This window comes from Rhizobium sp. YTUHZ044 (genome assembly GCF_051123975.1).
Taxonomy (GTDB): Bacteria; Pseudomonadota; Alphaproteobacteria; order Rhizobiales; family Rhizobiaceae; genus Rhizobium.
In genome coordinates, this window is record NZ_CP101426.1 from 793,347 (window position 1) to 804,625 (window position 11,279).

10 protein-coding genes and 1 pseudogene are annotated in these 11,279 nt (G+C 57.7%); 6 read left to right on the top strand and 5 right to left on the bottom strand.

The genetic code is table 11. From position 1 onward, the window contains the following. Positions 1 to 242 precede the first annotated feature (242 nt). Complete coding sequence (locus NL154_RS03775) at positions 243 to 2,591, bottom strand: PAS domain S-box protein (RefSeq protein ID WP_434733601.1); 2,349 nt, start codon at positions 2,589 to 2,591, stop codon at positions 243 to 245. A gap of 343 nt (positions 2,592 to 2,934) precedes the next feature. Between NL154_RS03775 and NL154_RS03780 the strand changes: the two genes are divergently transcribed. The 3 genes from NL154_RS03780 (at position 2,935) to NL154_RS03790 (ending at position 4,485) form a co-directional block, all read left to right on the top strand. Then, the gene (locus tag NL154_RS03780; protein ID WP_210631676.1) at positions 2,935 to 3,135 is read left to right on the top strand and encodes a hypothetical protein; all 201 of its coding nucleotides are present in this window, start codon (positions 2,935 to 2,937) and stop codon (positions 3,133 to 3,135) included. 2 nt (positions 3,136 to 3,137) lie between these two features. Next, positions 3,138 to 3,458: a hypothetical protein gene (locus tag NL154_RS03785; protein ID WP_434733602.1), complete on the top strand. Its 321-nt coding sequence runs from the start codon at positions 3,138 to 3,140 to the stop codon at positions 3,456 to 3,458. 256 nt (positions 3,459 to 3,714) lie between these two features. Next, positions 3,715 to 4,485: an SOS response-associated peptidase gene (locus tag NL154_RS03790; RefSeq protein WP_221155566.1), complete on the top strand. Its 771-nt coding sequence runs from the start codon at positions 3,715 to 3,717 to the stop codon at positions 4,483 to 4,485. 177 nt (positions 4,486 to 4,662) lie between these two features. Here the strand turns inward: NL154_RS03790 and NL154_RS03795 are convergent, their stop codons facing one another. Both NL154_RS03795 and NL154_RS03800 read right to left on the bottom strand, forming a co-directional pair. Continuing rightward, a complete protein-coding gene (locus NL154_RS03795) occupies positions 4,663 to 5,601 on the bottom strand; it encodes an IS110 family transposase (protein ID WP_210628346.1) in 939 nt (312 codons plus the stop codon). 624 nt (positions 5,602 to 6,225) lie between these two features. Continuing rightward, complete coding sequence (locus tag NL154_RS03800; RefSeq protein ID WP_434733603.1) at positions 6,226 to 7,188, bottom strand: sterol desaturase family protein; 963 nt, start codon at positions 7,186 to 7,188, stop codon at positions 6,226 to 6,228. 638 nt (positions 7,189 to 7,826) lie between these two features. On the opposite strand from NL154_RS03800, the gene NL154_RS03805 reads away from it, so the two are divergent. From NL154_RS03805 to NL154_RS03815, 3 genes and pseudogenes are all read left to right on the top strand, one after another. Further along, positions 7,827 to 8,063 (top strand): hypothetical protein, encoded by a 237-nt coding sequence (locus tag NL154_RS03805; protein ID WP_405048791.1) that lies wholly within the window; start codon positions 7,827 to 7,829, stop codon positions 8,061 to 8,063. 327 nt (positions 8,064 to 8,390) lie between these two features. Next, positions 8,391 to 8,762, top strand: a complete 372-nt coding sequence (locus NL154_RS03810; protein WP_221146790.1) for a COG4315 family predicted lipoprotein — start codon at positions 8,391 to 8,393, stop codon at positions 8,760 to 8,762. A 121-nt stretch (positions 8,763 to 8,883) separates the two neighbouring features. Further along, positions 8,884 to 9,200 (top strand): annotated as a pseudogene (locus NL154_RS03815) (sunset domain-containing protein). Between the two features lie 92 nt (positions 9,201 to 9,292). Here the strand turns inward: NL154_RS03815 and NL154_RS03820 are convergent. Continuing rightward, positions 9,293 to 9,541, bottom strand: coding sequence for a hypothetical protein (locus tag NL154_RS03820; protein ID WP_210628774.1), 249 nt, complete (start codon positions 9,539 to 9,541; stop codon positions 9,293 to 9,295). Between the two features lie 867 nt (positions 9,542 to 10,408). Beyond that, the gene (locus tag NL154_RS03825; protein ID WP_210628773.1) at positions 10,409 to 11,212 is read right to left on the bottom strand and encodes a heparin lyase I family protein; all 804 of its coding nucleotides are present in this window, start codon (positions 11,210 to 11,212) and stop codon (positions 10,409 to 10,411) included. Positions 11,213 to 11,279 lie beyond the last annotated feature (67 nt).

Sequence of the window (11,279 nt, forward strand, 5' to 3'; positions counted from 1 at the left end):
CAGTTCATGAGCAGACGCGAAGTTCAGAAAGTCATGCCGATTTCAGCGACCGCTTCTTCATGACAGGTCGAGATCAGCCAAACCAAATGCGAAACACGGGTTGCGCTGCAACGCTTCATCATGCCGTTGAGTTAACCGGGTTCTTCCTCACTTTGTGTGGAGCGGTGGCAGACTAATCCCGCAGTTACAGAGATGGCAGAAATGCGCGCCAAAAGGAGACATGTGCTGACACAGGTTTCGTCCTACAGTTTGCTGACCGCCTCGACGACATCACTCAGCGTGAACGGCTTTTGGAGCCTGGCGACATCAGCCAGTTCATCGGGGATCACATCCGGATTGTACCCCGTCAGGAAAACGAATGGCGTCCCGCGCTCAAGAAGTTTATGTGCGATCTCGAACCGCGGGCCACCTCCGCCAAGATTCAAGTCGAGCACAACTGCAGTTGGCGTCTCTTCATCGAGAAACCGCAGCGCGTCCTCCTCGGTCGGGCACGGGCCAAAGACCTCCGCACCGGCTCCTCGCAATGCTGCCGCCGTGTCAGATGCGATGTAATAGTCGTCCTCGACCACGAGAACGGTCTTTCCAGTGAGGTCCGGCGCTCCGGTCATGTCGAGAGTTCCTCCGTATAGTCGCGTTGGCGCCGGGGCGTCAGTCTCCAGTATGCTTTCAGCTTCTCTGAGCGGAAACTCAATGTGGCAGTGAGCACCGCTTGGCTCAATCGACATTTTGCCTGTGCCACGAAGTTCGTAGGGTATTTTCGCCTCGATCAATTCGGAGCCGAAACCGCGGCGGGTCGGTGGCGGCCGCGATGGCGCGCCTTCCTCCACCCAGTCGATGGCGAGCCACGGCTTTTCCCGCTTCTCGAAGGGTGTCCACGTGACCGATACCTTGCCGCTATGGACCGACAAGGCGCCGTATTTCAAAGCATTGGTGGAAAGTTCGTGGAACGCCAAGGTCAAGACTTCGACGGCCTTGGGGGAGAGCATAAGATCGGGGCCGGTCAGTTCATACTGGTTTTCGGAATGCGCCTGCGCTCCGATTTCGCTCTCGAGGATACCGCGCAGCGATCCGCCGGCATTGGCTTGACACGTGAGCAATGTCTGAACCCGGGCCAAAGCCAACAGCCGACCAGCGAGCGACGTCTGGTAGCCCTGGACGTCGACAGCGCCGTCGGCAGACCGCACCACGGTGGATCGAATCATCGCCATGATGTTTCTGACGCGATGCTGCAGTTCGGCAAGCAGCACGCCCTGGTGCTGGACGGCCATCTTCGTCTCGGTGACGTCCTCAGCGATGCCGCCAACGCGCTCCACGTTGCGCTTCTCGTCATAGAGCGGGAAGCCTGTGTCCCTGATCCAACGGAATGAACCATCGTTCCGCCGGATGCGGAATTCATCGACGGCTGGCTCGCCGTGGCGCGCCTGATTGATGTGGTTCATGGCGGTCGCCCGATCCTCAGGTACGATCATCGCGGCCCACCGCCTGATGTCGCCGATGAAAGTGTCGGGTTCGGCGCCATAGATTGTCGCGATGGCCGGGCTGACGAATTCCATGTCGAGCGTCTCGGCGTCTCGGATCCACAGCGCTGCTGCGGAGGCGTTGGCGAACTGCTGAAACCGCTCTTCGCTCTCGCGCAGCGCCGCTTCGGCGCGGGCGCGCTCGACGGCCGCCCATGTTCGCTCCGCTGTTTCCTCAGTCAATTGGATCTCGTACGGCGTGAACGCATGCGGCGTGGCGTAGTTGACCCCCAGCCAGGCGACGAGTCTTCCCGCCTTTACCAACGGTACATCAAGGGACGCACCGATGCCCGCCTCGGCGAAAGCTCCTCTCTCCGCTTCGCTCAACCTTTCGTCCTGAGCCAGGTCGGGCTGGATGCGGTTATGCCCGGCGCGCAGATCCGCCAGGATGTCTGACCCGTAGTCAGCGTAGCGGAACGTCCCGGCCATGTCGGGCGCGCCATCGACGTAGTTCGGGGACACGACGAAGCTCTCGCCATCCTCAGTGTCTTCTCCATAGGCGACGCGGCTTGCGCCGAGATATCGACCAAGGACCGTTGCGGCAGCGAGCCGGATCGCTGCCGGGTCCGCCAGGGGTCGAAGCGTATCGCTGAGTTCGAGCAGGAATGCCTGCCGCTCCCCGCTTTCGCGCAGGGCGATCTCGGCGCGTTTGCGTTCGGTGATGTCATAGAAAACGCTGACCAAGCGCCTGCTTCCAGAGCCGCCGACGCGTGCTGTAGAACTATGGATCCATCGTCTGGTGGGTTGGTGCCACCTTTCAATCTGCTCGGCCTCTCCGGTTTCAACCACCCGGCCAAATGTCTCAATCCAATATGCCTCCGTTCCAGGCATGACCTCACTGGCCAACTTGCCTGCGACATCCTTCAATCCGCTCTGTTTTTCGTAGGCAGCATTTGCTTCCAGAATCTTCCAGTCTACGGGCCTGCCAAGGTCGTCATAGATCATCTCGAAAATGCAGCAGGCTTCTATCATGGTTTCAAAAACGGCACGAAACTTAGCCTCGCTCTCCCGCAAGACTGCGTTCTCAGCCCTGCCGTCCGCGAGGAGTAGCTCTAATTCCCGTACGTCAGCCACCGCAAAGCTCCTCGTGTAGAACCTCGCCCACGAAGTCGATAAGCTGCACCGTATCACACAAGCTGGCGGTCGCTTGGCTCTTTCACTGCCAAAGCGGGACGCATTTTATCTCGTGGACGACAGGAAGCTGGACGATGCCTTTCAAGTGCTGGCGGGGAAAACATCTCGGCTGCCTTGTGACCCCTCAGCTTCCCTAGAGGACGGAACGGCCCTCCACGCCGCCAAGACGTCAGCCGCCCTCGAAAAGAAACAGAGGATTATTGACTCCATCGCGCGCGTGAACATAATAAGAACATCGGGCGAGGCGGCCGCCAATCTGAAAACTAAAGTATGGAGCACGGATATGCGCGAGCAGCCGATCGGCGAAGCCATTGTTGATGATGAGATTGCCGAGGTGCTTGCCTATCACAAAGGCGATGCGCAAGCGGCGATAGGAACGCTCCTGGCAGACATCCGTTACCTTCGCTGGCAGCTAGTGCTGACCGAAGGCGCGATGGGCCGAGGCATCACGCGCGGGTGGCGGCCGAGATACGGCCGAGACTGACAATGCCGGAAATGAACTATTCCAAGAAGTTGCGCGGGTGGAGCCTGCGCGACGCGGCTGACGCTAATCAATTGCTCGAGGTGACGTGCCAGCTCTGTCGAAGGACTTACCGGTTTTTCCCGCGTGACCTGCTGAAGCTGACGAAGGACGTGAGCCTCGATCGCCTGGCCGGCCGGTTCCGCTGTCAGCTCTGCGACCGAAGGGAATACATGAACCTGAAGGTCGTCCAGATTTGGGGGCCTGAAATCGGCAAGCTTCCAGTGCGCCGACTGGTCAAAGTGACGTCGGTCAAAAAGCCAATTTGGGAAGACGGAGTTTTGTAGGATGGCATCGCGCCGAGATAAGCCAGGCACCGAACACCGCTATTCTGTTCGAGATCGAGGCACGGTCATCACCTCGGCGCTCGTACTGGACAGCAGATCGAAGAGCTATAGCGCGTCGATCGAGTAGGATAGCTATCTTGTCTTTTGCTTCGGCAGCCGCGAAGCTGCGGAGCAATTCCGGGATTGTTGGAACGGCCAGTTCATCGACGCGAACGAAGTGGACAACAATGGCGTATGGACGCCGAGGGAGGGAGATGTGTGCAATTTATACCGGATGGACGCGAAGGATTGGGTCAATAAGTGGACCCAAGACGTCGAGAGTCTGGTCAACTTGATGCCGGCCTACCAGATGAACCCGGACCAGATGGGCCCGATCGTCCGCAACACAGCAGATGGCCGCAAGCAGCTTGTCCATGCGAGGTGGGGTCTTCCCTCGCCATTTTTCGTAATAAAGCAGGCGGCCGAGGCTCGGGCAGAGAAGTTGCGCCAGAAGGGCAAGCCCGTCGACATGGACATGCTCATCCGTATGGAGCCCGACAAGGGCGTTACCAACATCCGGAACCTGAATGTTCCCCACTGGAAGAAATGGTTCGGTGTCCAGAGCCGTTGCATAGTGCCGGTGACCAGCTTTGCCGAACCCGACCCCGCCAGCAAACAGGACGGGGGAAGCACCCCGAACGCTTGGTTCGCTCGTGACGAAGGCAAGCCGCTGATGTTTTTCGCGGGCGTCCACGTTCCGCAGTGGCAAAGCGTCCGCAAAGTCAAGGACGGATTGACGACCGACGACCTTTACGCGTTCCTCACAACCGAGCCGAACGATGTTGTACGGCCAATCCATCAAAGGGCGATGCCTGTGCTGCTGCTGACACAAGAAGAAGTCGACGTGTGGATGCGCGCCCCGTGGGAAGAGGCAAAGGCGCTCGCCCGCCCGCTGCCGAACGACGCAATCAGGGTGATCTCGCGCGAGGCCTACGGTTCGACCATCGTCAGCAACGCCGGGGAGCCGGTGCAAACGAGTTTGCTATGATCACTATTCGTGGAGAAGGGCATAAGGGCATTCAGCAGCGCCGGGCGCTAACTGATCATCGAGCACTATTGCAGTGTCGCCGGCTGCGCGAAGTGGGAAAGCTTCGGCTTTTCCCAATCGAGGACGGTCGAAACGCGCTGTCATTTCTGTCAATCGGAGCTAGAGTATCCGTTTTGATCAAGCGGCTTTTGGTGTCCATTTTTGGTTTTTCCGCAGGAGTGCGTTTGCCAGCAGGATGATCTTTCGCATGATGGCTGTGATGGCGACCTTCGGCGGCTTGCCGGCTTTGATGAGGAGGTCGTATTTGGCGCTGAGTTCCGGGTTGAAGCGGCATGCAACGAGGGCCGGCATGTAGAGTGCTTGCCGGACGATGGCCCTTCCGCCGGCAATGAAAGCGCGTCCGGTCCATCGTCCGGACTGACGGGAGATCGGCGCCAGTCCCGAGAGCGCGGCTGCGGCCTTCTCGTCAAGTTCCCCCAGTTCGGGCATCTCGATGAGCAGCGTAAAGGCCGTGACCCGCGACACGCCAGGGATCGAGATGAGAATCTCGAGCCTGGCCTTCAGGGTCGCGTCTTCGGCAATGAGCGCCATGATGGCCTCGTCCACGGCCTTGATCTGGCGCTCGATCTGCCTGAGCCGGTGGGTGTTATGTCTCTTCAACAGTGGATTGGACAGGTTCTTCGCCCTGTTCTTCGCGGCGGTCCTGTCCTTGATGAGGGCCAGCCGCGCCATATGCAACTCTTTCAGATCATTGTGGATTTGCGTGTTGGCTTGCAGGATGCGCGGTTCAAGAAGCGCGCCGAAGCGGGCCAACAGTGCGGCATCGATCCTGTCTGTCTTCGCAAGCCGGCCGGTGGCCTCTGCAAAGCGCCGGGCAACGCGGGGATTGACCTTGCAGAGCTGCAATCCCTGCATCGCCATGAAGCGCTCGAAGGCCTTGTGATAGGGGCCGGTTGGCTCATAGACAATGCGCCCCGCGCCCTTTGGGCCGATCCATTTGAGAATGGCAGCAAAGCCCTTGCGGTCATTGGTAACATTCAGCGTTTGGCCGTCCGGCAGGCGGTGCAAGTCGATATGGTCTTTCGAGATGTCCGCGCCGATGGTAATATCCGTCATCTTTTCCGCCTCCTATGCTTGTCATCCGAGCCCAAAGCTCAGGTATCCGTTCAGGACGATAGGAAAAGATGGGGGCGATCAAACTCTAGCTCGGCCCGGCATTCGCAAGAACGTCGACCTGCCATTTCACGATCCGTCCCCCATCGCCGGAGAAGGATGGCCGTCCTCTCCGGCGCTTCTTTATCTCAACAAGAAGCGTGGAAATCATAAGACAAGCTTTTCCGGGTTAGATTGAAGCATTCTGCCGGAGCAGGTTTTCGTCAGGGCGAAGGCGATTGGCGACGGGCATACCCCAGGTACGTCCGAGCCGATCGCCTTTGATCCTGGCGGAAGCATGCCCGGCCCACCGGCCGCACCGCTTCGCCGTGGGCGAAGCGACAAGTGCGTCCGGCGATTCCAAGGTCTTGCAGATTTGCCAGGCAAATCTGCGGGAGGGTTGGCTGAAACGGGCCGGCTGATCGACCGGCCGGCTTGGCCGTAGAACTGGGCTACGACGCGCGCCGGCCGGTCGACCATCCGACTCCGTTTGAGCCAACAGAATGCTTCAATCTAACCCGGAAAAGCTCTAGTTCGTTGATTCCAGAAAGCTGTCGCTTATCACAACAGAGCGATGCCAGCTTCGCGCTACCGGCGCTGTTTGTGGCCCGACAGCCCCCGCGGCGAGGCAGGTTTTCCCCTTATGGGGCTTATGCCGCACTTGGCCTTGGCAGCTTGCCACGCGCGTTGGAAGAAACGAATTTCCGTGGCGATGGTTTCGCGGAACGGATCGGTTTGGTTGAAGTAGTCGCGGTCCAGACCGAGCTTTGCACCGTCTGCATCGCCCTCGTAATAGGTGCCGAACAAATGATCCCAGATCGGGAAATAATTGGCGAAATTCTTGTCGTGATGTTCCGGCACTCGGGAGTGATGGATGAAGTGGTCGCGTGGTGACTGGATCACGTATTTGCCAAACCAGCCATGCCACGGAATGGCACTGTGCTTGACCAGACCAATGGCGCCAAAGGTGATGGTCACGAAGGCGAATTCGGCCGTTGGCAGGCCGATAAGCAGCGCCGGAACGACCATAATGGCCATGTTTATGGCCTTCTCCAGCGGATGCTCCCGCGACGAAGTCAGCGCGTTGAACTCTTCGGCTGCGTGGTGAAATTCGTGCAGCCGCCATAGTACGGGCAGCCGGTGCATCAACCGATGCTGCCAATAGCTCAAGAAGTCTGACAGCACTAGGAACAAGAGAACATGTGCCAAGCCAGGCAGCCTCCGGGCAAGGCCCAGGTGGGGGGCATTCTGAGCCGCGTGGGTGATGGCATAGGAAAGACCAAATGATGCGAGGGCCGCGAATAACGTAATCATTCCCGTCGCCTGAAGGACGAAATAGACGATGTCGGTGATTGTGGATTTGCTGCGTTCGAAGAAAACCCGACGGAACCCGGAACTGCCGAACCCCACATAGGTGAGCTCCACCGCGAAAACCGTCAGAACCAGGCCGATGGAAATGGCGAAACTGAGCGCCATTGCCTTACCATTCAGATAATAAGTGTTGTAAAAAAAGCTTCCAAGCTTGTGCAGGCAGTATTCGACCAGCACCATGGCACTGCTCCAAACACGAACCCTTACAGCTTGGTCCTGACGATGCGCTTTTGCCACATTGCTCAAAGGACGATCGGGGCGTCCTTTTGATGTATTACCGGCGGTGGAAGTGCAGTGCCGGGAGGCATGCAGGAGGGTCGAGGAGCACTCCGAAAAACTGCTGGAATTACATGGTCGGCCGACAGGCTCATGAAAAGAACTTAGGACGGGAACAATAATAGGCAGCGCCGTCGTAGGACCTTAGGCCGTGGTGAGATTTGTTCCACAGCAGCCTCTCGACACTTCGATGTGCGGCCCAGCGCAACCCATAACTGGCCCCGCCCTACCGAAGGCGGGGTTTTTTGGCATTGGAGTTTTGGCCGAAATGGTCCATTGATCCGGCATCGACTTTCCAGGAGGTTGGATGAGCGACAGCGGCAAGCCGGCGCTGACCAATTCGCCCCAGATGGCGACCACATGGAATGAATTGAGGAAACGGAGCTCCTCGAGATGATTGCTGGGCTGATCATCTGCGCCTCTCTGACGGCGGTCGACTGCGACACCGTGAAATGGGATGGGCAGAACATGAGACTGCTGGGGAAGGAGTTCCGTTCGTCTCCGGCATCGAGAGGCCGGAGATCGGGAGCCATGCCGAATGCATGAAGGAATGGAAGCTGGCCCTGATCGCCAAGGGCAGGTTAAAAGAGCTTTTGGCTGAAAAGGGTCTGAGGGTGGTGTTCAGCGGCTCGGTCGACAAGACGCCATCGCATCGGCCGCTCATCAACATCTACCGTACGAATGGTGAAGAAATCGGCAAGAAGCTGCTTCGGAAGGTTTCGCCAGGACGTGGAGCCCGAAGCAGCGAAATGATTGGTGCGACTGACGTCGGCTGCTGATTTGACGCCCGCCAAAAGGATGAGCCTCGGGAACCTTCATCGCGGCCCTACGTTAGTCCTGAGCGTGCGCTAGGCGCCCTCAACCGCCTTGCCATGCACGCTCACTGGCCCCGCGAGCCGCGCGGGGCTTTTTTTAAACGCGGGGTTCATCAGTTAATCTTGAGCCAATGCCGCAGCCAGGCTACAGCCCCGTCGCTCATCCACACAAGACAAATCCGAATCTGCATCGCCGTCAGTTAGATCACGGAACCGCCACCTCGCCGGAGCGTTTCTTGCTCACATCGGACCCTGCCAGATCCCGCTGGCACTCCCGAACTGGAGGTATTCATGAAAACGCTGATCGTCTCCATGGGCCTGTTGGCTGCGACTGTCTTTTCGGCTTTTGCAGCGGAACCGGCCAAAATGGTCGACACGAAGATGGGTAAGATCCTGGCAAACGCCAAAGGTATGACACTCTATACGTTCGACAAAGACGCCATGGGCAAATCAAACTGCGACGAGGCCTGCTTGAAGAAATGGCCGGCCTTCCACGCCGCCGCCAAGGCCAAGGCCGAAGGCGAATGGTCACTTGTCAAGGCGGCCGACGGCAAGGAGATGTGGGCTTACCAAGGAAAGCCGCTTTACACCTTCGCCGGAGACAAGAAGCCTGGCGATACGACCGGCGATGGCGTCGGCGGAGTTTGGCATGTCGCCAAGTAGTCCGGCGCACTGGAACCTTCAGGGCCGCTCAGCCCAAGCAGGTCCAGATAAGCCTTTTGGATAGATATTCGCCATGCTCTAACGCGGCTACAATCCTCGCGCGAAATGACGGGGATGCGGCATGCGTCAGGAGTATCGCGTTCCGCAGAAGAAATCGGTGCTGTTCAGGGCGCCGGGTTTGGTCATCGGCGCGGTCGCGTTTGGTGCAGCCGGCGGCTGGACTGCAAGCGACATGCTGGCCTCCTGGGGCGCTTCTGGCGGCTCCGGTCTATCGTGCAGGATCAAGGGCAACATCTCCATCGAGACTGGCGAGCGCATCTTCCATGTGCCGGGACAGCGATACGACGAGCAGACGAAGATCAGCCCCACGTATGGAGAACGATGGTTCTGCTCGGAATTTAAGCTTGGGCCGCCGGCTGGCGGAAAGCGAAATCGTAATGAGCGGAGATGGCCTGAATTGGAAAGGCCGCTTGCGTGGCGACCCTGTCGGTCACCTGCCGGCGCTCGGCATTCATGGCCGATATCACTGGTCAATGATGAGATGTGGACGTCGGCGCGTTGACCTGCAGCGAATGACTGCTATCAAACTTCATGATCAGCAGCGTGACCAGCTCCTCGCGCGTCTTATGTCCTTCATTAAATAGGTCGACTGCCGAGCTGCAAAGAAGCTGCATTGATTGTTCCGTCGGCGCGGCGTGATTGTGCCGGAACCAAGTACGAACAGCATCCGAAATCACGTTCACGTCTTCCAGCTGAAGTAAGAGATTGAAGTCCGCCATATCATCCTCCCTAAGCGTCGCAACAGTTCGCTCGGAGCGCGATAAGAAAACCGTAGTGCATCAGCCTTCTAAGACCAACCGTCAGTGCGGTTTCGCACATTTATGCATTCGACCCTAAGTCAAAGTGATAAAGTCGTACTTATTGCAGTAAAGAAAACATCGTTGAGAATAGTTGTGCAGCGCCTAGGTGCGCAAAGCCAAAAAAAACCCCAATCTGCTAATCCCCGCTGAGCTGCGGGGCTTTTTTTGCGTCATGCTTGAACCGCACTACAAAACCACGGCGCCCAATGCCCGACTTAAGTCCGTCTTTTTCTTGGTAAGAGTCGAGCTAGATTTTATTCATCCTTGTCAAGAGGACGCCAGGGAGGTTTAGCAATGTTGCTGTATCCAGTCAGAACCTCCCTGGCGAGACAAATAACGCCTTCTTCAAGTGCTCAATGAGAAGATGAAGCTGCGTTCTACTATGTCCAACACCGTACCGGAACATAGCCAGTCCCTCTTTCGTTGAAGCAACAGGAAAGCACGGGTGTTCCTCCTGTGCGATCCGTGTTGTCAAGCCTTGCCCCGTTACGGCGGGGCTTTTTTGTCGGCATCCTACCGGAGCCGCTCTACGCCCGATCATCTCGCCGCTGATTGAGGAAGCGATCGACAAGCTGATCGATCTTGACGAGACTGCCCGAGCCCACTTCCAGGAGAATTCGAAAGAAATCGCCGAGTGATGTTCAGTCGAGCTCATCCTCGGATCGTATCAAGGTGAGGGGTTCTAACACCCGCGGCCTTATGGCGCCGCCCACCTCCCTCCGTGCACTTCGGCTCCGCAAACTTCGTTGTTCGCGGAGCCGCCCCATCGCCGTCGATCCTGCTGAACTACTTCCAAACGAGAGCCTCACGCGACTTCGCCATGCTGACGTAGCGATAGTAGACCGTCGCGGGCACCACCAATTTGGTGCCAGTCGTGCAACACAGGTAGTTGCCGAAAAGAAAGTAATTTAGCTTATCGCATGAAAAACAGGTAACGCCGTGATAGTCCACGACCTGCTTCCCATCCAGAAACATCATGAAGCGTCCGTCGCCTTCCCTGGTCCATCGAACAAGGAGTTCGAAACGGTGCCAAGCGCCCGCCAGTTCGCTGATGGGCGCGACGCGCATGTCAAAAAGGTCAATACAGTCACCGCCGAACTGGGTCATCTGCTTCCCGCTTGGCTTTTCCATACTCCATGAAAGGAATTGGTCGTTGCTATGGGGATTGGTGGTCAGGGCCACGAGTTGGCATTGGTCCTGATCCTTGAATTCGACGAATATCTCGTGACCTCTGACCTGCTTCGAACCAATCGGAAAGTCGGGCACGAAATACATGTCCCAACCATACCATGCCTCCTTGGGTTGCTTGGCCTTGCGTCCCTGCTGAACCGTCGCGCGAGCCGACTGTTGCTCGCAGTCGTCCCGTACGCACGGACCTGGGTTGATCGAAAATTTGAACACCTTGGCCGCGTTGTACTGATCCAGCGGGTCTTTCACCATTGTAAAGCCGCCCGGCTGATTGCGCTCCGTCGTAACTCTAAACGGGTGGGTGAAGCCAGGAAGTTTAAATGTCCTTTCCGCACCGAATGAAAGATTTGCTGAAAGAACTGGCAGAAGTACTGCTACCAGGATTTTGCGGAGGAAGTTCAATATCCCAATATTCTTGAACCCTGAGCTTGACCGATTAGCTCTCGGCGGCATCGCCAGCCTCCCTCAT